23 protein-coding genes are annotated in these 21,275 nt (G+C 61.1%); 8 read left to right on the top strand and 15 right to left on the bottom strand.

What is annotated here, in order from left to right; all coding sequences use genetic code 11:
• Positions 1-171 precede the first annotated feature (171 nt).
• Positions 172-342: a hypothetical protein gene (locus tag FXB38_RS42825; protein ID WP_187434985.1), complete on the bottom strand. Its 171-nt coding sequence runs from the start codon at positions 340-342 to the stop codon at positions 172-174.
• Between the two features lie 223 nt (positions 343-565).
• Between FXB38_RS42825 and FXB38_RS18915 the strand changes: the two genes are divergently transcribed.
• Complete coding sequence (locus FXB38_RS18915) at positions 566-1,501, top strand: NADP-dependent oxidoreductase (protein WP_148752489.1); 936 nt, start codon at positions 566-568, stop codon at positions 1,499-1,501.
• 18 nt (positions 1,502-1,519) lie between these two features.
• The gene (locus FXB38_RS18920) at positions 1,520-2,242 is read left to right on the top strand and encodes a DUF72 domain-containing protein (RefSeq protein ID WP_148752490.1); all 723 of its coding nucleotides are present in this window, start codon (positions 1,520-1,522) and stop codon (positions 2,240-2,242) included.
• Positions 2,243-2,267: 25 nt separating this feature from the next.
• Here FXB38_RS18920 and FXB38_RS42830 read toward each other — a convergent pair whose 3' ends face one another.
• Both FXB38_RS42830 and FXB38_RS18925 read right to left on the bottom strand, forming a co-directional pair.
• Complete coding sequence (locus FXB38_RS42830; RefSeq protein ID WP_187434986.1) at positions 2,268-2,438, bottom strand: hypothetical protein; 171 nt, start codon at positions 2,436-2,438, stop codon at positions 2,268-2,270.
• A gap of 27 nt (positions 2,439-2,465) precedes the next feature.
• Complete coding sequence (locus tag FXB38_RS18925; protein ID WP_148752491.1) at positions 2,466-4,775, bottom strand: FdhF/YdeP family oxidoreductase; 2,310 nt, start codon at positions 4,773-4,775, stop codon at positions 2,466-2,468.
• A 208-nt stretch (positions 4,776-4,983) separates the two neighbouring features.
• On the opposite strand from FXB38_RS18925, the gene fdhD reads away from it, so the two are divergent.
• From fdhD to FXB38_RS18940, 3 genes are all read left to right on the top strand, one after another.
• Complete coding sequence (gene fdhD, locus FXB38_RS18930; protein ID WP_148752620.1) at positions 4,984-5,763, top strand: formate dehydrogenase accessory sulfurtransferase FdhD; 780 nt, start codon at positions 4,984-4,986, stop codon at positions 5,761-5,763.
• A gap of 29 nt (positions 5,764-5,792) precedes the next feature.
• A complete protein-coding gene (locus tag FXB38_RS18935; RefSeq protein ID WP_246229979.1) occupies positions 5,793-6,113 on the top strand; it encodes a hypothetical protein in 321 nt (106 codons plus the stop codon).
• Between the two features lie 104 nt (positions 6,114-6,217).
• A complete protein-coding gene (locus FXB38_RS18940; RefSeq protein WP_148752622.1) occupies positions 6,218-6,709 on the top strand; it encodes a DUF305 domain-containing protein in 492 nt (163 codons plus the stop codon).
• A gap of 17 nt (positions 6,710-6,726) precedes the next feature.
• Here the strand turns inward: FXB38_RS18940 and FXB38_RS18945 are convergent, their stop codons facing one another.
• The 6 genes from FXB38_RS18945 to FXB38_RS18970 all read right to left on the bottom strand — a co-directional run bounded on the left by FXB38_RS18945 (position 6,727) and on the right by FXB38_RS18970 (position 12,539).
• Positions 6,727-7,335, bottom strand: coding sequence for a cysteine hydrolase family protein (locus FXB38_RS18945; protein ID WP_148752492.1), 609 nt, complete (start codon positions 7,333-7,335; stop codon positions 6,727-6,729).
• A gap of 2 nt (positions 7,336-7,337) precedes the next feature.
• Positions 7,338-9,578 carry a xanthine dehydrogenase family protein molybdopterin-binding subunit gene (locus FXB38_RS18950; RefSeq protein ID WP_148752493.1) on the bottom strand — a complete coding sequence of 747 codons (2,241 nt, stop codon included), beginning with the start codon at positions 9,576-9,578 and terminating at the stop codon, positions 7,338-7,340.
• Positions 9,579-9,587: 9 nt separating this feature from the next.
• Positions 9,588-10,601: an FAD binding domain-containing protein gene (locus FXB38_RS18955; RefSeq protein ID WP_148752494.1), complete on the bottom strand. Its 1,014-nt coding sequence runs from the start codon at positions 10,599-10,601 to the stop codon at positions 9,588-9,590.
• Positions 10,598-11,095, bottom strand: a complete 498-nt coding sequence (locus tag FXB38_RS18960; protein WP_148752623.1) for a (2Fe-2S)-binding protein — start codon at positions 11,093-11,095, stop codon at positions 10,598-10,600. Before FXB38_RS18960 ends, FXB38_RS18955 begins: the two co-directional genes overlap by 4 nt.
• A 151-nt stretch (positions 11,096-11,246) precedes the next feature.
• Positions 11,247-12,296 carry a flavodoxin family protein gene (locus tag FXB38_RS18965; RefSeq protein ID WP_148752624.1) on the bottom strand — a complete coding sequence of 350 codons (1,050 nt, stop codon included), beginning with the start codon at positions 12,294-12,296 and terminating at the stop codon, positions 11,247-11,249.
• A 42-nt stretch (positions 12,297-12,338) separates the two neighbouring features.
• The gene (locus tag FXB38_RS18970) at positions 12,339-12,539 is read right to left on the bottom strand and encodes a DUF2934 domain-containing protein (protein WP_347340228.1); all 201 of its coding nucleotides are present in this window, start codon (positions 12,537-12,539) and stop codon (positions 12,339-12,341) included.
• Between the two features lie 105 nt (positions 12,540-12,644).
• On the opposite strand from FXB38_RS18970, the gene FXB38_RS18975 reads away from it, so the two are divergent.
• Both FXB38_RS18975 and FXB38_RS18980 read left to right on the top strand, forming a co-directional pair.
• Positions 12,645-12,965 (top strand): hypothetical protein, encoded by a 321-nt coding sequence (locus FXB38_RS18975; protein WP_148752495.1) that lies wholly within the window; start codon positions 12,645-12,647, stop codon positions 12,963-12,965.
• A gap of 60 nt (positions 12,966-13,025) precedes the next feature.
• The gene (locus tag FXB38_RS18980) at positions 13,026-13,868 is read left to right on the top strand and encodes a thioredoxin domain-containing protein (RefSeq protein WP_148752496.1); all 843 of its coding nucleotides are present in this window, start codon (positions 13,026-13,028) and stop codon (positions 13,866-13,868) included.
• Here FXB38_RS18980 and FXB38_RS18985 read toward each other — a convergent pair.
• From FXB38_RS18985 to FXB38_RS19010, 6 genes are all read right to left on the bottom strand, one after another.
• On the bottom strand, positions 13,774-14,850 hold the full coding sequence (locus FXB38_RS18985) for a hypothetical protein (protein WP_148752497.1): 1,077 nt from the start codon (positions 14,848-14,850) through the stop codon (positions 13,774-13,776). The two genes, FXB38_RS18980 and FXB38_RS18985, sit on opposite strands and share 95 nt — an antisense overlap.
• The gene (locus tag FXB38_RS18990; protein WP_347340229.1) at positions 14,847-15,197 is read right to left on the bottom strand and encodes a c-type cytochrome; all 351 of its coding nucleotides are present in this window, start codon (positions 15,195-15,197) and stop codon (positions 14,847-14,849) included. Before FXB38_RS18990 ends, FXB38_RS18985 begins: the two co-directional genes overlap by 4 nt.
• Positions 15,198-15,376: 179 nt before the next feature.
• Positions 15,377-15,907 carry a DUF3341 domain-containing protein gene (locus FXB38_RS18995; protein WP_148752499.1) on the bottom strand — a complete coding sequence of 177 codons (531 nt, stop codon included), beginning with the start codon at positions 15,905-15,907 and terminating at the stop codon, positions 15,377-15,379.
• Positions 15,900-17,255, bottom strand: coding sequence for an NrfD/PsrC family molybdoenzyme membrane anchor subunit (nrfD, locus tag FXB38_RS19000; protein WP_148752500.1), 1,356 nt, complete (start codon positions 17,253-17,255; stop codon positions 15,900-15,902). The genes FXB38_RS18995 and nrfD overlap by 8 nt, the downstream gene beginning before the upstream one ends.
• Positions 17,252-20,140 (bottom strand): TAT-variant-translocated molybdopterin oxidoreductase, encoded by a 2,889-nt coding sequence (locus tag FXB38_RS19005; protein ID WP_148752501.1) that lies wholly within the window; start codon positions 20,138-20,140, stop codon positions 17,252-17,254. Before FXB38_RS19005 ends, nrfD begins: the two co-directional genes overlap by 4 nt.
• Positions 20,137-20,793, bottom strand: a complete 657-nt coding sequence (locus tag FXB38_RS19010; protein ID WP_148752502.1) for a cytochrome c3 family protein — start codon at positions 20,791-20,793, stop codon at positions 20,137-20,139. The genes FXB38_RS19005 and FXB38_RS19010 overlap by 4 nt, the downstream gene beginning before the upstream one ends.
• A 103-nt stretch (positions 20,794-20,896) precedes the next feature.
• Between FXB38_RS19010 and FXB38_RS19015 the strand changes: the two genes are divergently transcribed.
• On the top strand, positions 20,897-21,265 hold the full coding sequence (locus FXB38_RS19015) for a hypothetical protein (protein ID WP_148752503.1): 369 nt from the start codon (positions 20,897-20,899) through the stop codon (positions 21,263-21,265).
• Positions 21,266-21,275 lie beyond the last annotated feature (10 nt).

Consider the following 21,275-nt stretch of genomic DNA (forward strand, 5'->3'; position numbering starts at 1 on the left):
AGGAAATCTCGTCCGGAAGCTTCCATTCGGGCCTTGGCTTGCATCGTTCGACCTTGAGCTGAACTCTGTATCGTCTTGCCGCGTCCAGGAGATCCTTCCTGACGTCGTGATCGGCGGCCTCGGCAGCGAGAGCTTGGGCTCGATCGGCTTGGTGCTCCAGAGCTTCCCGATTCACGGCTCGACCCGTTTAACGTGGTAGCCGTCTGGCAGGATTTGGCCACCTTCCTCGTCAGCCACCGGAACGTCGGTGACGAGCCCTTCTATGAGCGCCGCCTCCCACACTTCCTTCTCGGTTGGAAATGCAGCACCGATTTGTCTGTCGCGTTCGAACAATGCGTACATCGGAACTCCCATGCAGCATTCCTTTCGTCGTTTCGCCATCCTGACCGAGCGACCATTCGTTCCGGGGTTCTCCCTGGGTCTCCAGTCTTCGACTAACCCAGTGCCATAAACTGACGTTCCCAAGAGGATACCAAGCTTCGCGCTCGGTCCCGGCCCGTCTTTCGGAACGAGGGGTAACGGACACCGTTGATCGTCCAGTCATGGCGAGAGGAACGGTTCAGAGATGACCAGGATACGGAAGATCAGGTTTCACCGTTTCGGTGACAACGAGGTACTCCAACTCGACGAAGTCGAGCAGTCGGGGCCGGACGCTCGCCAAATTCTGGTGGCTGTCCGCGCTGCAAGCGTGAACCCGGTCGACTTCAAGATCCGCTCCGGCAAATATCCCTCGGTGAAAGATGACCGGCTGCCTTATACCCCCGGCCGTGACATCTCCGGCATCGTTCTGCAATGCGGGCCCCAGGTCGATCGCGTGCGCGTCGGCGATGAGGTGATCGGCATGGTCCCGGTCTGGGGCGGAGGCTATGCCGAGCAGGTCGTCCTCGAGGAGCGCGCCATCGCCATCAAACCCGCTGGTATTGACCATATCCACGCGGCTGCAATACCGCTGGCCGGACAGACGGCGCATCAGGGCCTGTTTAGACACGGCCAATTGCGGGCCGGAGAATCCGTCCTGATTCACGGCGGGTCCGGCGGCGTCGGCCATTTTGCCGTTCAGTTCGCCAAGGCAAGCGGGGCGCGTGTCCTGACCACGGTATCGACAGAACACGTCACGTTTGCCCGCTCCCTCGGGGCAGACGTCGTGATCGACTACAAGAACCAACGCTTTGAAGACGCCGCTTCTGACGTCGACCTGGTGTTCGACTTGATCGATGGAGAGACGCGTGAGCGGTCCTGGGCCGTGCTGAAGCAAGGCGGACGGCTGATTTCCACCCTGACAGCACCGTCGCAGGATAGGGCTCGCGCCGCGGGCGTGAAGGCGATGCGATATACCGTCGAGCCCGACGGAGACGAACTGTCCGGGATTGGCGCGCTGATCGCGACTGGAAACGTCCGACCGCACGTCGAGAAAAGCTTTCCACTCGAGCAAGCGATGGTGGCACTTGCGTCGGTCGAGCGCGGGCATTCGGCGGGAAAGGTCGTGCTTGCGGTGTCCTGAGTTGAGTTGAAATTCCACATGGCACGCGTTCATATCGGCACGTCAGGTTGGCACTACGCATCTTGGCGTGGGCCTTTCTTTCCCAAGGAGCTTCCGATCAAGCAGCAGCTTTGCCACTACGCCAGCCAGTTTGATACGACCGAGCTCAATGGGGTGTTTTATCGGACGCCGACGCCGGAGGCCGTAAAAGGCTGGCGCGAGCAGACCGGCAAGGATTTTGTCTTCGCGTGGAAGGCTTCAAAGTTCATTACGCATTGGAAGCGATTGTCGGATCGGTCGGTGAACAGTCTTGAGCTACTTGAAGAGCGCCGTTCGCTGTTGGGGCAGAAAGCCGGCCCCATCCTCTTCCAGCTTCCACCGCAATTCGAGGCCGATGCAGATCGGCTCGCCTCCTTTCTTGAACTTCTGTCTCGCAAACGACGTTACAGCTTCGAGTTTCGGCATCCCAGCTGGTATCATCCGGGCATTCTGAAAATACTGAGGAAGGCAAACATCTCGCTTTGTCTTTCCGATCATCACGATGCACCAGCGCCTTGGAAGCGAACCGCGAATTTCGTCTACATTCGAGGCCACGGACCGAGCGGCCGCTATCACGGTCGTTACCCGCCGGCCATTCTGGAAGAATGGGCCAGACGCATCAGGTCCTGGAAGCGGCAGGGCTGCGACGTCTATGTCTATTTCGACAACGACCAGAAAAGCGCGGCGCCGGCCGATGCCAAACGGCTGAAGGAACTAGTCTAGGCATTTTCGGCTGACATTCGACGCATCACGGACCGCCAGACACAGACCCTGCGATGACCATGACGAGCTCCGACAGGTCGATCTTGCCGTTGACGACCAACTCGTCCGAGCCTTCCACTCTGAGAATCTGAGGGCTGTTTGCGGCCTGACGCTTCAGTTCACCGATGATTGCTTCCTTGAGCTTCTCTTCAAGCATCGTTTCCTCCTTCAACCGCCATGGCTGTCAGACCGCAGCGGCTTCGGCTTTCACCCGGACCGGGATCGATTTCGCCGCCGGCGTCTTGGCCTTTTCCTCATGGTGCCACAGCGGCAATAGCGGGTTGCATTCCGGAAAGTAGCTGGCGATGCAGCCTTCCGGGATATCGTAGGCAACGACGCGCAGGCCGCTCACCTGACGATCTACGCCGTCGTCAACCGCAGTCGCCAGCGTCACCGTCACTCCTTCTTTCAATCCCCATCTCTCGATGTCATTGCGATGCATAAGCACCACAAGCCGCGAGCCGTAGATGCCGCGGAAGCGGTCGTCATAATTATAAATCGTGGTGTTGAACTGGCCGTTGCTCCGCAGTGTGATCAGCTGCACCACGTCGCGTGCCTCCGGGGGCGTGTCGATGTCGGTCACGAGCGACGATGGGACGATGAAGTTGGCTTTCCCCGTTTTGGTTCTCCATGATCGTTGCCGGGCAGCGATCGGACGGTGAAAGCCGCCGGGCTTCCACATTCGCTCATTGAAGTCGTGGAAAATGTCCGGATACGTGGACGCGATGGCGTCGCGGATCCGGGCGTAGTCCGCAACCCAGGCGTCCCAGGAAATGGTCGTTCGGCCAGACACCGTGGCCTTGGCGAGCTCGGCAACGATCCTTGGCTCGGACAGAAGGTCAGGACTTGCGGGCCGGGCCTGTCCCCGTGAGCCATGCATGCAACCGGTGGAATCCTCGACGGCGACAGCTTGCTGGCCGGTTTCCTGCAGATCGATCTCGGTCCGCCCGAGACACGGCAAAATATAGGATACTTCGCCATGGACGAGCGCCGACCGGTTCAGCTTGGTCAGGATCTGCACTGTGAGCCGAAGCTTGCGCCACGCTGGAACCACCAGGCGATGCTCCGGTACGGAGCGTACCAAATTGCCGCCGAGCTGGATCACGGCCCGAACCGATCCGTCGATGATACCCTTGCAGGCCTCCACGGTGGTGAGACCCTTCTTCTGCGGCACGTCGATGCCGAACAGCGCCTTGATCTTGTCAGCTGGCACCATCCCAGGCTTCTCGGTAATGCCCACCGTACGCTGGCCCTGGACGTTGGAATGGCCACGCACCGGGCAGATGCCGGCACCCGGTCGGCCGACATTGCCGCGCATCAGCGCGAGATTGACCATGGTTTGCACGGTCTCCACGCCCTTGCGATGTTGCGTCAGCCCCATTCCATAGATGAACATCACCGAATTTTTCTGCGCGTAGACGTGAGCAGCTGCCTCGAGCGCGCCCCGCGTCAAGCCGGATCTGTCCTCGATACCGGACCAACTGCACGCCTTGACGGCGGTCGACCAGTCGTCCCAGCCATGACCATGCTCTTTGATGAAGTCCCAATCGATGACTGAGCCACCCACAGGGCTGGCCTCCTCCAGCTGCAGCAACGCCTTGGCGATGCCCATCATCGCGGCGGTGTCGCCACCGGTCCTGACCTGATGATATTGCGAGCTGATCGGCGTCGCTGCGCCGCTGAGCATTTCGCCCGGCGCTTGCGGATTGGTGAACTCAATCAGCCCCCGCTCTCGCAAGGGATTGAAGGTGATGATCGGGACGTCCCGCTTCACCGCCTCTTGAAGCTGATGCAGCATGCGCGGGCTCGACGTACCGACATTCTGACCAAAGAAGAAGAGGCAATCGGTCTTGGCGAAGTCATCCAGCGTGCAGGTTCCCACGGGAACGCCAATGCTCTCGGGAAGCGCCACCGATGAGGTCTCATGACACATGTTGGAGCTGTCAGGCAGGTTGTTGGTGCCATAGGCTCTGGCCAAAAGCCCATACATGAAGGACGTCTCGAGCGAGGCCCGTCCGGAGGTGTAGAATACGGCACTGTCGGGCGTGAGCTCGCGCAGCTCCCGGCCGATCTCCGCAAAAGCCTCATTCCAGCTCACAGGCAAATACCTATCGCTTGCAGCGTCGAAGCGCATCGGGTGCGTCAATCGCCCGGCCGCCTCGAGCTGATGATCGTCCCACGAGTCCAGCTCGCTCACGGGATGATGATCGAAAAACCCGGGCGTCACCCGCTTCTGGGTGATCTCCCACGTCGTTGCTTTCGCACCGTTCTCGCAGAACTCGAAGACGCGCGGATCGGCGGGCTTCGCCCAAGCGCAACTCACGCAGGCAAAGCCATCGGGTTTGTTCTGCTTCAGAAGAACGCGCGAACCACTGAAAGGAACATGAGAGCGTGCGAGGCTTCTGGCCAGCGACCTGACCGATCCCCATCCGCCCGCAGGCGCATCGTATCGCTCGACTTTCAGATTGGGGCTGAGTCTGCGTGACTTTGCCATTGGCCGATTCCCAAAAAGCCCCTGCCCCTAAAGGGAAAAAACCGGGCGGCATCTTTCGTTCCAACGCATCGACCAGGGACCATCCAGCCAATCCCACCGACGCTCGTCGTCAAGGAACCATTCGGATAGCTCGGGCGTCACCACTTCACAGGAGGCTCATTTGCATCCCGCGTCACTCGATCAGGACCGTGCCGCCCTCCCGCCTGCCATGGTGAATGCAGGCCGTCTCAATCATCGCCATGAGGCGTCCTCACGCCTCCTTGCGGAAGAGGCGCCGGTCGCCCTGATCTACAACGGAATATCACTGGCGGTCCTGATGGCGACGCCGGCGGACCTCACCGACTTGGCGGTCGGCTTCAGCCTGACTGAAGGCATCATCAGCGATCCTGCGGAAATTCGCGATACGGAGATCATCTGCCATCCCGAAGGCACCGAGTTACGGGCGTGGCTGACGACCGGGCGCGGGCGCGAACTTATGGAGCGGCGGCGACAACTCGTCGGGCCGACGGGGTGTGGCCTTTGCGGCATTGAAAGCCTGCAGTCCGCGACAAGAGTGCTGCCGTCCGTGCCGCGCGGCATATCGCTTCGCCCGCCCCAGATCGCAGCCGCGGTGCAAGCGATGGTCGACGCGCAGGAGCTCAATCGCAGGACACGAGCCACCCACGCAGCCGGCCTCTATCTGCCGCAAGAACGAACGATTTTGGTGAGAGAGGACGTCGGTCGCCATAATGCGCTCGACAAGTTGGCTGGCGCACTGGCCGTGCGCGGCATATCCGGGTGCGACGGCGCCCTCGTTCTGACCAGCCGCCTCTCGGTCGAGCTCGTTCAGAAGGCTGCCATGGTGGGGGCGGGGCTTCTGATCGCGGTCTCCGCGCCGACGGCTCTCGCCGTCCGAACGGCCGAGGCCTGCGGCATAACGGTTATCGGAATCGCGCGAGGCCATGAATACGACGTCTTCAGTCATTCCGGTCGCATCCTGCCGGCCTAGAAAATGCTACTGGCTCGCCCTGGTCATGAATGACCCCAATCGGATTTTCCGCCGGTCACCGACCATCCCAGCAGTATTTCGTGATTGGAACCCGGCGTTCTGCAGATGGTTTTAGCCGCATCGCAACGAGGACATTCAACATGGCAAGTTCCGCAGACCGCGATCCTCGTCATCATACGCAGAAGATGCAGAAGGCGCTCGAGGAAATTCGAACCCATCTCCGCGAGGACATCCAGAAGGTCGACGAGCCTCAGCTAAAGGCGATGTTCGAGACCGCGGCCGAAGTTCTGGGTGGCCTCGAAAAGGCGTTCAAAGACTATGAAAACAAAAACGAAAGCGCTTGGCAGTGATCAGTGTTCGTTCGGGCCGGTCGGTCTGCGCCAGCCATGTTGGGAGAGCCGCGTAACGATCATCGTCTGAGTCAAGTGACCTGCGCGTGAAGGAATTTCTCCTGATGTCTTACGGACGTTTCGTCGCCATGATCGTGACTTCCACACTGATCATGTTCGGGCTCATGTATCTCAATACGTTCGCGATGGATCACATATGGTTCAGTCAAACGCGTGCCTGGATGGCGCTTCTAATGGGAGCCGTGATGGCCGCCGTGATGCTCAGCTTCATGTGGAGTATGTACAAGAACCGCACCGCAAACATCTCCATTTTGATTGGATGCATTGCTGTGTTTGTCGTCTCGCTATGGCTGGTCCGCAGTCAAGAGACGGTGACCGATGTTTTCTACATGAAGGCCATGATCCCGCATCATTCAATTGCCGTGCTCACGAGCGAACGGGCTCACATCAGAGACCCTCGTGTCCGCAAGCTGGCGGATGGCATTATTGAAGCGCAGGTTAGGGAGATCGGGGAAATGGAGAACCTGATCGCCGATCTTGAAGCCAGGCCGACGCCAGCCGACGCCAAAGACTTGGCGCCGAGGCCGCCAAAGTAAATTTGCTCCAATCCCCATCACATCGCCGTCCGCCACCGCTCGAGAACGCACTCGGTCGTCGTGACCTCAATCTGCAAGCTAAAGCGCTGGCTGTAGACACCGAGCAACGCATCGTGACTTTGGTCCGAGGAGCTGCAGAGCGCATCCGTGACGAGTATGACGCGGTAGCCATAGTCCACGGCAGCCAGGACGGTTGCCAGAACGCACACGTCCGTTTCGCCGCCGGAAACAATCAGCGCATCGACGTTGTGCTCAACGAGATAGGCCCGCAGACTCCCATTTCCGAAGGCATTGTAACCGTGACGATCGACGACGACGGCAGGCGGCACAAATTTTACCAATGGCGGCACGAGGTCGAGCAGAGCGGGCGCGAGCTTCTCACGGGTGACGCTTTCCCATTTCTCATAATAAGCTCGCCAAACGCCGCACGCCTCCTCCTTGGTACGCGGCGGAATGAAGCGGGTGAAGACGGTGCGCGGTGAATCGTGCTCGACAAGACGTACGACCTGGGGCAACGCGCGCTCGAGCCAAGGCGTGGCCCAGGGAGCGCCCGGTTCAAACAATCGTTGCATGTCGATGCAAAGATGCACGACGTTTGCACCGGGAGAGGCAAGCAACTCACCCACGACTACCTGATGATCTTGTCGAGCGTGATGGGAAAATCGCGTACGCGCTTCCCCGTCGCGCTGAAGATCGCATTTGCAACAGCGGCTGCGGTTCCGACGATACCGATCTCGCCAAGTCCCTTCACGCCCAACGGACTGACCTTCTCATCCTGCTCGTCCACAAAGATGACCTCGATGTCGGCGATGTCGGCATGTGCCGGAACATGATATTCCGCCAAATTATGGTTCATGATTTTGCCCAGGCGGTGGTCGGTCATGGCCTCCTCGTGAAGCGCCATACCGATGCCCATCACCACGCCACCCAGGATCTGGCTGCGGGCCGTCTTAGGGTTGATGATCTTGCCCGCGGCCACGGCACAGACGATTTTGGGAATTCGAACGATACCGATGTCTCTATCCACCCTCACTTCGGTAAACACTGCGGAGTGGGTGTAGCTGACGTACTTGCGCATCTGCAACAGCTTCGGAGCGGCCTTCCCGCTCCCCCTGATCTCGTCGAGATCCGAAGCATGCATCACCTCAGGAAGAGACAATCCGCGATCCGGATCGGTCCGAAGGGCGATACGACCGCTAAGAAACACCACTTCATCGAACGAGGCTGCTGTCAACGGAGAGTTGGCCATCTTCCTGGCATGCTTGAAAAGTGTCTGCTTTATCGCCTCGCATGCGGCAAGGACCGCCGACCCGTTCGATGCGGCGGTCCATGACCCTCCTTCCACGGGAGAGGCTGGCAGCGAGGAATCCCCGATCATGGGCGTGACATCCTCGACCGGCAGGCCGAGTGCGTCGGCACCGATCTGAGCGAGGATCGTCCAGGTGCCGGTCCCGATGTCGGAGGCGGCGGTCGATACCTGAAGGCGTCCATCCGGCGTCAACTTCGCCTCGGCTGATGCCTTCATGAGAAAGGCCTCCCACATGCCGGTCGCCATCCCGAGCCCGACCAACTCATGGCCGTCCCGCACCGCGCCCGGCTCGGCGGAACGCCGTTCCCATCCAATTCTTGCCGCTCCTTGGTGATAGCAGGCGCTGAGTGCCTTTGACGTGAATTGCTTGCCCATGTTCTCGTCGAGCGTCGCGAAATTGCGCTTGCGAAACTCCAGCGGATCGATGCCCGCCTCATGAGCGAGCTCGTCGACGGCACATTCAAAAGCAGTCACACCGACAGCCGCTCCCGGTGCCCGCATGTCGCACGGCGTCGCAGTATTCAGCTTAGCGAGGCCGTAGCTCAGCTTGACGTTGTCGCAATGGTACATCATGCCCGACCAGTTCACGATGCTTTCCTGGTAGTCCTCGTAATGCGAGGTGGCGGCAACGGCGCCGTGAATGATCGAGGTCAGGCGCCCTTCGTTGTCTGCCGCCATGGAGATGGCGTGGCGGGTCTCGGGCCTGTAGCCGATGTAGAACATCTGCGAGCGGGTGAGAACCACCCTCACGGACCGCTTGAGCTCGAGGCTCGCCATGACGGCAAAGAACAGCTGTTGCTGCGGCCGCAGCGCAGATCCGAAGGCGCCGCCGACATAGTGATTGATGACCCGCACATTCTTGGTTTTCAAGCCGAAAACGGATGCGACATAGCCCTGACTGTTCTGAGAACCCTGCGTTTTCTCGTAGATCGTGAGCTTGTCCTTGCCTTCGTAGACGCAAGTCGTCGCAAACAACTCCATCGGATTGTGGTGCTCTGCGCGAATCCTGTAGTCCGCGGCAATGCGATGGCGAGCGCGCTCGAAAGCATCTTCCGGCTTGCCACGGGGCTCTGGCGGTGGCGGGATGCCTGATCTCTTTTCCGGGGGCTCGTAAGCCTCGGATCGCTTGACCTCCAGCTCGGTGCAATGCTGCTCGACCTCGTAGGCGGCCGTCACCAGCGAGGCGGCATCCCGGGCTGCCTCCAAAGTCTCCGCCACGACGAGAGCAATAGGCTGGCCAGCGAACAGGATGCGGTCGGAATGCAGGGGCCGAAATGGATGGCCAGGCGGCGCGACTTCATCCTTCCAATTGCGGTCGAGCCACGCACCGCTTCCACGATTCTCGTGCGTGAAGATTTCGACCACGCCCGGCACAGACAAGGCGCGCTCGGTTTCAAGGCTCACGACGCGGCCGGCAGCGACAGTCGCCGAAACGATGACGCCATGAAGAAGACCAGACGCCTCATGTTCGGCGGCATAGCGAGCCGCGCCGGTGACCTTGAGGCGCCCGTCGACCCGGTTGGTCGGGTTGCCGATGTGGTGAATGTTTGCCGTTTCCACGATGCACCCTCAGCGAATGACTTTGTCTGACTGGTTCTGAGGCGTGCCTGCGGCAGCCTGCATCAGCGCACGAAGGATCGTGCGCCGCGCCAGCTCGATCTTGAAGTCGTTGTGGCCCTGCCCCTTCGCATCGCGCATCAGGCGCTCGGCAAAAGCACGAAACGTGGTCTCGTCCGGCCTCTCGCCGTTGAGCAGGTCTTCAGCCTCATTGTCGCGCCAGGGCTTATGCGCCACACCGCCGAGCGCGACACGTGCATCCCTCACGATTCCATCGCGCATCTCGAGGGCTGCGGCCACAGAGACCAGCGCGAACGCGTAGGACAGACGATCGCGGACCTTTAGATAGGTGTGGTTGCGGCCGAAATTAGCAGGCGGCAGGATCACCGCAGTAATCAGTTCGTCGGCCTGCATCGTATTATCCTGCTGTGGATCGTCCCCAGGCAGCCGATGGAATTCCGGGAACGGGATCGTGCGAACGCCTTGCGGGCCCACGACCTCGACCTCTGCGTCCAGTGCGGCCAAGGCGACGCACATGTCGGAGGGATGGACCGCGATGCAGCTATTACTGGCGCCCAATATCGCATGGATGCGATTGAGGCCGCCGATGGCCGAGCAGCCGGACCCTGGTTCTCGCTTATTGCAGGGCGTCGACGTATCGTAGAAGTAATAGCATCGCGTCCTTTGCAGGAGATTTCCGCCGGTCGTTGCGGCGTTTCTCAGCTGTGGCGACGCCCCGGCGAGAATGGCGCTGGCAAGCAAGGGATATCGTTTCGCAACCCGTGCGTCCCAGGCGAGAGCGGTATTAGTGACCAAGGCACCGATTCTCAGACCGCCGCTCTCTCTTTCCGAGATGTCCTTGAGCGGAAGCCGATTGATGTCGACCACCCGGCGAGGCTTCATGACATCGTATTTCATGAGATCGACGAGGTTGGTACCGCCGGCGAGGGCCCGGGTGCCGGGGGACGAAAGCGCCGTTACGGCCTCGGCGACCGAGTTTGCCCTGACATAGTCGAACCGGATCATTCAGCAGCCTCCCGGCCAGCATTTTGCCGATCCAGAACCGTCTCGATCGCATCGGCGATGTTGGTATAGGCCCCGCAACGGCAGAGGTTGCCGCTCATCAGCTCTCGGATGTCTTCGCGCGTATGGACGCGTCCCTCATGCAACAATGCAACACCCGAGCAGAGCTGGCCGGGCGTGCAGTAACCGCACTGAAACGCGTCGTGCTCGATGAACGCAGCTTGCAAGGGATGAAGCTCTCCTCCCTCGGCCAAGCCCTCCACGGTGGTAATCGCGGCCCCATCGCGGGAGACGACCAACGCCAGGCAGGAGTTGATCCGCTCGCCGTCCACCAGCACCGTACACGCGCCACACTGCCCTTGATCGCAGCCCTTCTTCGACCCGGTGAGGTGCAGGCGTTCGCGAAGAACATCCAGCAAAGTCTCCCACGGTGCCACCGCGATGTCGTGGCGGACGCCGTTAACGGTCAAGGCGATCTCAATTTTCGGAGTGTCCATCTTGGTCACAAGCGCTCTCGCTTCGGTCTCAGCTCTTAAACCACGATCCGGAGAACAGTTCCTGTTTGACGGCAGAGGCCGCTTCCATGGAACCTGGCCATTGCTCGCCGCAAACTTTGCTGTGGCGCGAGGCAAGTCCGCTGGAGCAAGACTACTTGGGATAAGGCTGCTTGAGATCCTTGCCAGGATTCTCCAGACGCCCTGTCCGTGCGAGATCTACCGCCGCTCCAAGGGCACGAGCCACGTTCAAGACCTCTTCCTGAAAATTCCGGTCCTCGTCGAATTCCTCGTGCGATGTGGCATAAGGCTTCATGTACCCGACATAGCCGTCGCTCTCGGCCAGCCCGCCTGCAGAAATCAGCTCCATGTCCGTCAGCCAGTCTACGAGCGAACGGCGCACCGTCTCGGCGCCGATGCTGTCGCCATGTGCCACGATACCGAAATGGCGTCCCTTCAGATGACGGGGATAGGGCCAACCCTTCAATTCCAGTTCCTTGGCTTCAACCGCAGTCTTGCCGTGGGTTGACGTCGGATCCGGATTGCCGCCATCGGCGCAGACGAGACGGTCGATCATCGCCTTGAGGACAGTCGGCGCGTGGTACCAATTGACCGGCGCGATGATCATGACGCCATGCGCCGCGACCCACAGCGGATAGATTTCATTCATCCAGTCGTCCGTCTGCCCGAGAGAGTAGTTGGGGTAACAGCTGCAGGGCCAATGACAGAGCGGCATGGAAGTCGAGACGCACGATTTGCAGGGATGGATTTGCCTGCCGTATTCCGAAGTCAGGCGTGACAGGTCGAGGATATCGACATCGAACCCCATTTCGTAAAAGCAAGGCTCGGCGAGCTTCACCATGCGCCAGCTCTTCGACATTTCGCCCGGGCAGGTATGTTCACTGCGAGACGAGCCGTTGATGATGAGAATTCGAGCTCTTTGAGCCGGATCATCATGACGGCGACGTGCGTCATCGATTGCTTCTTTGGCTCTGATCCAGTCAGTAGCCAGATCATAGTCCGGATCTGCGTAACCCGGACCGGCCTTCCGCGTATGCGGTGATTTGCGCGAATTTGAATAACTGTCCCACGCTGCGTCGAGAAGTGCAGCAATTTCGGCCTGAAGGTGATCGAAGGCGGGATCGGCGAGACGGGAGCGGAATCGCTTCTCGAATGTCTGCCGGTCGAGTTTGGTGGGCGGCATTCCCTTGCGGACGTCGATCGCCAAGACAATCTCCTCTTCGATTTAGGCGGCGCCGCCGGGACCGCTGCAACCCGGCAGGATGGTCCGGTTGGGCTGGTCAGTGGTGCCGGCAGGCTCGTCTTCGGCTCCGAGTTCGGCCTTCGCGGCCCGCCAGAACTCTTCATCTCGCCCCTCGGGCTTTCCCGCCTTTTCCCAAAGCTGATAGGCATAATTTCGGATCTGCTCTTCCAGTGCCATCATCATCTCGATTGACCGCTGAAACAACACTCGGACCGTTGGCGGGCTTCGCCACGCTGGAACGGATCAGGGTGCCGTTCATTGCATGCATCGGAAGCACGGAGCGTCGTCTTGGGAAAACTGTTTCTCGCCGTCATGCCAGTCGGCCTCGCCATTCTAATCGGCGCCGCCGCGTACATCATCACGCTGCAGATTGTTTCTGCGGCGCCTGACCGGTCGCGGTTGCCGCAGAAAACGGATACCCTCTACGGCAAGCTGACGCTCGGTACCTTCGCAGGCGGCGAGATGACGCTCAAGCCTGCTCCGCGCTGCCCGCGCCTCCTCATCAGTCAAGTTGGCCATCATGGCGAAGGTCCGCATGACATGATCGATAACATTCACTCTCGCTCTCCCGTTTTCGGCAAAACGCAGGAACAAATCGGCCGTTCCTAAATTGAAACCCGAGAAGAGAGCACTTCATGGGCCAGTGGCCCATTCGGGGAGCGCCACTCCGTGATACGACTGCTCGCGATCGTGCTGGCTGTCATCCTCGTCGGCGGCACCGCCACAGCTCCGGCACGCGCTGTGACGCCGCTTCAGCTAGGCAATGTTGACGTCGCCCCTCCTTCAGAGGCCGGTCTGCCCGCCTCCCTCGTTCTGTATGGCGAAAACGGCGCGCCAAGACCGCTACGGTTCTGGCTCGACGACAAACCGACCGTCTGGCTGCTCGCGGATTACACGTGCGCGACGCTCTGCGGCCCGATGATCTCGATCGTTTCAGATGCGCTTGCTAGCAGCGGCCTGCATCCAAGCGTCGATTTTCGCCTGGTCGTGGTCGGGCTGGACCCCAAGGATACGGCTGCTGACGCCGCTACCATGAAACGGGCACGGATCGGCTCGGACGCAGTTCTTTCAGCGACGGACTTTGTGAGGGGCGACGCCGCCACAATCGGAACTTTGGCACGGGCGCTGGGATTTCGCTCCATCTACGATGCCGAGCACGACCAGTACGCACATCCGGCAGCGGCGTTCGTCATCACGCCATCCGGCGGTCTTGCCAGCGCGCTATCCGGCTTGGCGGTCGATCCGACGACCATTCGTCTCGCACTCATTGCCGCTGGCGAAGGCAAGACCGGCGGCTGGACCGACCATCTCCGGCTGCTCTGCTACGGTTATGATCCGGCCAGCGGGACCTATACGCTCGCGATCGGCCGCCTGCTGGCAGCCGCCGCGGCGGTGACGGTTGCCGTCCTTGTGCTGCTCATCGGGATCCTGTTTCGGCATGAGCGTCTGGCGCGAGGCATGCGCGCACCGAATTCCTTTGCTCCGCCATCTCGAACGTCCACCACAAACTGATCCCGATGAAAGCAACGGCGGGGATCAACAGAAGCCCCACGGTCAAAGGTTCAATGTGCGGTATCGCTGGCAGAATGAGAATAGCGGCTTCCAGCCACCGCATGACCAGCGTCAATCCGCACAGGCCCAGCAGCCAGGTTCGATCGCCTCTCACTCGCGCGCTGAGCAAGGCAAGGAACGGAAAGACGAATTGACCGAGTGCAAGGATTCCGAGGGCGACCTGCCAGCCACTGGACGATCGCTTCAGATACCACGTTACCTCGTCAGGAAGATTTGCCGCCCAGATGACGATGTACTGCATGGCATGCAGATAAGCCCATACTAGGATCGTCGACAGCAACAATGCACCATAGCCCCGGGTGGCTCCGATACGGCGTGCCGACAACAGTGCGGCGCCGATGGCGAAGCTAATTCCAGTCAATAGGGTGAAGCACAGAAAGAGGAGCCCATAGATCGACGAGTGAAACTCCGGTTCGAGCGACTCCATCCAGTCGACGCCGGCCAATAAGACCAGCAAGGCATAGACGATCAGCCCTACGGATGCAGAACGGATCATGCGCTGACGTTCGCCCCACGTGCTCCGCTGCCAGAGCGCGAGGAGTGCGAAGATGACGAAGTAGGCCATGGACCGCAACGCAAAGAACCAGGGTGCGAGATAGACAGCCTTGAATGCCGGCAATGAGCTCGCGTCCGAGGCGGCGGGATAGAGCTCCTTCATTCCGATCAGGACCGGTGCGAACAGCAACGCCGCCACGGGTAGCACTGCCGTTCCCGCAGCAAGGATCGTATGCAGGGCGCGCGTCCAGGCCCGTTGCACCAGATAGGTCGTCATCAGCACGCCCAGGGCGCCGATCGGGACCGCGCCGAGGCCGATCCAGGCCACGAGATAGGTCGCAACCGTCGCGCGGCGGTCGATCACCGCTCCTGCAAGAAGAACCAGCGCGGAGATGGCAAGCACAATGATCTTAGCCGGGCGCCTCATCGAGCTTCCGACAGTTTCGCGCGCTGCTCTGGAGGCACGTCATCGATCGAAGCGTGCCGGCTCAACTGGAGCGCGCGGATATAGGCCACGATGGCCCAGCGATCGCGCGGAGGTACCCGCGCGGCGTGGGAATACATCGCACCGTAGCCATTGCTGATGACGTCGAAGAAATGCTGGTCGTCCGCCGTTCGCAGACGCTCGTCATGATAACTGGTCGGCCGCGGCATGCCGCGCTGGACGATGATGCCGTTGCCGTCGCCGCCGGCGCCATGACAGGGCGAACAGAAAATGCCGAACCGGTCCCGCCCGCGATCGAGCAGCGCCGTCGTCACCGGCGGCTTGTTCACGGCAGCTAGATCCCGCGCCGGATCGTCTCTCGCAACGGCTCCCGGCGGCGGCTCGCGCGATGCCCCGCCTCGAAAGGCCGGTGCATAAGTGTATGCGCTGTATTTCGGCTGCGCGTCCATGTTCTGCTCACAGCCAGCAAGTACGATCGCGGAGACTGCAAGGATGACAGCCACCTGCCTCATAGCGCCGTGAACTCCACCGATTTGGCTCCGATCTGCCTAAGGAAGCTACCGATTTCCGTCTCGTCAAACCTTCCGTCGTCATCAGCGATGCAGAGAAAAAAACGGTCCTTGCTGGCAAGATGAAACCGCTTGGCATCAAACAGCGGATGATTCAGCCGTGGCAGCCCGTTCTGCCACAGCATCGCCGCGATCATCGACAACGCTGAGAACAGGATCGTCAATTCGAACATCACGACGGCAAACGCCGACAAGGCGTACAGCGGCCGCCCACCGACGTTGATCGGGAAGTCGTAGTTGACATAGCACTGCATGAGCAGCGCGACGCTGGCACCGGTGACACCGCCGGCCAAGCCGACCCAGGAGATGCTGGGCTTCGGCAGCCTCAGGATCTGGGCCAGCCCCTCGACCGGAAAAGGCGTGAAAGCGTCGAGCCGTCGATACCCTGCCGCACGTGCTTGCTTTGCGGCCGCCTTGAGCGCCTCGGGGCTGTCGAACTCCGCCAGCAGGCCGCAGCTCTTCTCAGCCATGCTTCGTCTCCTGCTCCTCGTGCAGAAGTTCCTTGGTCTCGAAAATCGAGATAAGTGGAATAACGCGAATGGCAATGAGAAACGGGACGAGGAATAGGCCGATGGTCCCGAAATAGGTCGACCAGTCCCAGAATGTTGGCGTGAAGCTGCTCCATGACGACACTAGGAAGTCGCGATAGAGGCTCGTGACCAGGATCAAATAGCGCTCCAGCCACATACCTAGCGCAACAAAGATCGAGATCAGCATCAGCGACCAGCCGGTTCGCCGCGCGCTACGCCACCACAAGGCTTGCAGCGGAATGAAGTTGAAAAAGATTGCGCCCCAATAGGTCCAGGCATAGGCGCCGGTCAGCCGATCGGACAGGGTCTGCAGCTCGTGGGGCTCGCTGGAATACAAAGTGTCGAAAATTTCGAAGATGTAGCCGTACGCGGTCATCAGGCCGGTCGCGAGCAGCACTACGCCCAGGAGGTCGAGATGCTCGTCGGTGACGAGATTGTTCAGTCCGAACCAGGAGCGCAGCGAGATCGCGATGATCGAGACCACCGCGAAGCCGGAGAACGCGGCGCCCAACACGAAATAAGGCGGGAAGATCGTGGAATGCCAGCCGGGAATCTGCCCGGCCGCGAACAGCAATGAAACCTCGCTGTGCACGGAGACGACGAGCGGAACGGCCAGTCCCGCCGTCAGCCGATAGGCCTGCGACCAGCGCAGCCAGTGCGCCGCCGAGCCGCGCCAGCCGAGCGAAGTAATCCCGAAGAAGATCTGCCAGATGCGTGTCGTTGCGCGGTCGCGCGCGGCGGCGAGATCAGGAATGAGGCCCGTGTACCAGAAGGCTAAGGAAACCGTGAGATAAGTGAGGACCGCCCAGATGTCCCATTCCAGCGGACTGCGAAACTGCGGCCAAACGCCCATCGTGGCGGGATACGGAAACATCCAGTACAGATACCAGGGCCGTCCGAGATGCAGCACGGGATAGATCCCCGCGCACACCACCGCAAACAGTGTCATGGTTTCGGCGAACCGGTTGAGCGAATTGCGCCATTCGCTTTGGGTCAGGAGCAGCAGCGCCGATATCAGCGTGCCGGCATGCCCAATGCCGAGCCACCAGACGTAATTGTGGATCGCAAAGGCCCAATTGACGGGGATGTTGATGCCCCAAATGCCGACCCCCCGCGTAAATAGTGCGATCACCGAGATCACAAACATCAGCAGCAGAAGCGAAGCGAACAGCATGGCAATCAGCCAGCGCCGCTCGGCCGGAAAATGCAGGGGAATGCCGGTGAGCTGGTCGGAAACACCGCCAATGCTCTGATCGGTAGGAAGCACATCGCCCGAGCGGTCGGTCATCCCTGCCCTCCGCCATTGTCGCGCCAGCGGGCGAGATAGGTCGTGCGCGGCCGCGTTCCGAGATCCTCCAGCAGCGCATAATGGCGGCCATCGCGCCGCAGACGCGACACTTCGGAATCGGGATCATTGATGTCGCCGAAGACGATGGCCTTGGTTGGGCAGGCGGCCTGGCATGCGGTCACCACCTCGCCGTCGCGCAGTGCGCGGTTTTCCTTGTCGGCGGCGGCGTGCGCGGCCTCGATCCGCTGTGTGCAATAGGTGCACTTCTCCATCACACCGCGCGAGCGGACGGTGACATCCGGATTCTGCGCAGCCTGCTCAGGCGCTTCCGGAGCGGCGCGATAGTCGTAGAAATTGAAACGGCGCACCTTGTAAGGGCAATAGCTGGAGCAGGTCCGCGTGCCGATGCAGCGGTTATAGACCATCTGATTGACGCCCTCGGGACTGTGCGTCGTTGCATGGACGGGACAACCCATCTCGCAAGGTGCCTGCTCGCAATGCATGCAGGGGACGGGTTGGAAGAAACTGCGCGGCGTCTCCGCCTCGCCGGAATAATAGCGCGCGATGCGGAGCCAGTGCATCTCGCGGCCGACCGTCACCTGGTCCTTGCCGACGACTGGAACGTTGTTCTCCGCCGTGCACGCAGCGACGCAGGCATTGCAACCAATGCAGGAATCGAGGTCGATCACCATGCCCCACGCGTTTTTCGAGGACGGCCAGGACGGATAGAAGCTCTCTTGCGGTTTCGGCTGCGGCAGTGCCGGCTGGTCCGCGCTGACCTCGCGCACGAGATCGAATCCTTCCATGCGGTGGTGCAACTGGGTCACCGCCAGAGTTTCGTTGCCACCTACCTTGCGGAGACGCCCTTTTGCGATCCAGGGGTGATCGGCGGGTTGAACGCTGTAGGCGTTGTAGCCAAGGCCGTCACCGACGCGCCCTACCCGCCTGCGGCCGTATCCGAGATACAGTGCGATCGTGTTGTCGGCCTGGCCAGGCATGATCCAGGCAGGTCCCACGACTTTGCGCTCGTCGATCTCGACCTCGACGTGATCGCCGTTTGAGATTCCCATGCGCTTCGCAAAAGCGGGGCTGACGCTCACCACATTGCCCCAGGTCAAGGTCGTCAGTGGCTTTGGCAATTCCTGCAACCAGCCGATATTGGCGAAGCGGCCGTCCCAGACGGTTGGATCCAGCCGAAATACGACATCAAGGCCTTCGCTTGTGTTGCTGGCTGGCATATTGGTGGTCGTCGAGGGCGTCGCGTCGACGAAGGGCGCGGCACCTTCGATGAAACCGTCATGGAGCGCCGCCCGCCAACGCGCGCCGAAATCGTTCCCGAACGCCGACTGCCATGTCGCGCGAACCGCCGCATCAGGTGCCGGATCGATCTCCCCGAGCAGCATCGCCATGAATTGATGCACGTTGCGGACGTCATAGAACGGCGTAATCGTCGGTTGCAGGATTGACGCGGTACTGTCGACCGCCCGGGCATCGCTCCAGCTCTCCAGGGAATGCGCCAGCGCAAGTTGCCATTCACAGAGCTCGCCGGTTTCGTCGCGTTGCAAGCCGATATGCAGCCTCGAGGAGACCTGCTTGAGCGCGTCCGCGAATCCGAGCACACCAGGCGCCGCATAGGCCGGATTGCAATCGAGAATGATCAGCGAGCGAACCTTGCCAGCGCGCATGTCGTGCGCGAGCTCAGCAAGCGTCCCTGCGTCGGCCGGACCCATGACCGGTCGTGTGGCCTTGAGCGTGTGACCGGCGCCTTTCAGGGCATCGTTGATGCGCGCAACCCAAACCGCTGTCGCCGGGTCCCCGCACGCGCTCGACGTCACAAGTGTCCGTTCCAGAGCGGCACGGCAAGCCTTGGCGGCGCTCTCGATCCAGCCTTGCTCGGTCGACGTGAGGTCCCAGGCTTCCGCACCGGCAATGTCCAATGCACTGGCAAACGCTTCGGCAAGCCGCGCCATACGCGAGGCGTCTGCGATCAGGCGTTCGCCAGCAACCGCTCCCGTCGCCGACGGCACGCTTTCGACGGCATACAGAGCGATGCCGGGCCGATCCGCAGCCCTCCGTCGCGATGCCGCCCAGCCCCGCGCGTTGCGCACCTGATCCGGTCCCGGCCCCAACACATCATCATCGAAGCTGACGACAACGTCACAGGCGTCCAGCACATAGTGCAGATCGAGCGCCTGACCATAGGCAGCGGTCGTGAGGGCTGCACGCGCAGTCGTGCCCGCGGGCGCGTCAAGATGGATCCTCATCTTGGGAAATTGGCTACGGAGCGCATCAAGCTGCCGCAACAGGGTCGGTGAACTGGTCGGACCAAGCAGCATCCGCAGCCCGTCGCCCTGGTCGCTTCCCCATGTCGTACGAAGGAGGGAAATAGCTGCGCCCACGTCTTTCCAGGTGACCGGCTCGCCATGCCGGGCCGGTCCCTGCGCACGATCGGGATCATAGAGGCCAAGCACGGCAGCCTGCATGAACGCATCGCTGCGCCCCCTCGTAACAGGATGCTCCGGATTGCCGTCGAGTTTTGTCGGACGGCCGGAATATGTGGTGGCAATGACCGGCTGCGCGTAGCCGTCCAGAAGCACCGCAGTCGCATAAGAACGCGGCTCGCCGATCGCGTCCCGTTCGGGCTGGTTTACATAGGGCAGCGCCGCAACGAACGGGCTCTTTTCGCATCCGGTCAGTCCCGCGAGCGCGAACGAGGCGCCCATGAGCTTGAGAAACTGACGCCGCGCGGTCGGCGCGAATTCGGCAGCGGCCGGATACTCGGCATCGATCCACGCCTGGAAAGCCGGATCATCGAAGAGCTCTTCCACGCTGGACCACTGCCGCGGCGCGGGCGGGTTCATGCGTTGCGACGAGCGGCTGGTCATCGGTGACACACATAGCAATGGGTGAGTTCGCCAAAGCGGATGCCTTCATGCGCCGCCGTCGCCTCGCCTTCGGACCGGGCGTCTGCCGCCGGTTTCCAGGCCATGTCAGTGATGTGATCCTGCGGACGCAGATTGGGCGTGGGATCGCGGTGACATTCGAGACAGAACTCCATGGTGAACGCCTCGGCGCGATAGGTCAGCGCCATCTGGTCGATGCGTCCGTGGCAGCTTTCGCAGCCGACGCCCTTGGCGATATGGACGTCGTGACGAAAGAATACGTAATCGGGAAGCTTGGCGACCCGCGTCCATGGGATCGGCTGATGGTCGGCGAGGCTTTGTCGCACCGGCTCCAGCATCGACGCGTTAGTCCAGATCTGGGAATGGCAGGTCATGCAGGTTTCCGTCGGGGGCAATCCGGCGCGCCGCGATGTCTCGACGCCGCTATGGCAATAGCGGCAGTCGATCCCGAGTTCGCCGGCATGATGCCGGTGGCTGAAGGGAACCGGCTGCGGCGGCCGAAACTCGGTCGAAGTCATGTAGCTCGATCGAGCAAAGCCGACGATTCCAACCGTTCCGCCCGCCAGGATGGAAAGCGCCGCAAGCAAGGACATTCGCAGCCAGGTGTCGGCGGCAGGAGAGAATATCTGTGCCATCCCGGCTGACCGCTCGTGAGTGCTTTGCGACGAACAATCCAGCCGATTGGGATTCGTTCCTGTTTTGGAACCCCCTTGCAGCTCTGGAATTGTCCGGAGGCGCTTGGAGGTCCGGGCCATGAAAGACACGACAGGGTTCGACTATGAGCGAACTGATATCAACGCGACCGGCATCGGCCGGATTGCGTTGGGGCTTGGATTATTCGTGATCGCCACGCCGCTGTTGATGCCGGTCGTCTTTCCGCAAGCCATGAGCCACCGCACGCCGTCCGCCCCGCCTGCGCTGAGTGCCGATGCCCCGCAGCTGGAAATAACGCCACGAAGGGATCTGCAACACCTGCGCCGAGGCGATGATGAACTGGCGCAAAGCTACGGCTGGACCGACCGCGGCCGCGGCGTCGTTCGCATTCCGGTCGCGCGAGCGATGGAGCTGCTGGCAAGGAAGGGTCTACCGGCATGGCCATCGCCCTGATGCCAACGTT

This window comes from Bradyrhizobium cytisi (genome assembly GCF_008123515.1).
GTDB lineage: Bacteria > Pseudomonadota > Alphaproteobacteria > Rhizobiales > Xanthobacteraceae > Bradyrhizobium > Bradyrhizobium cytisi.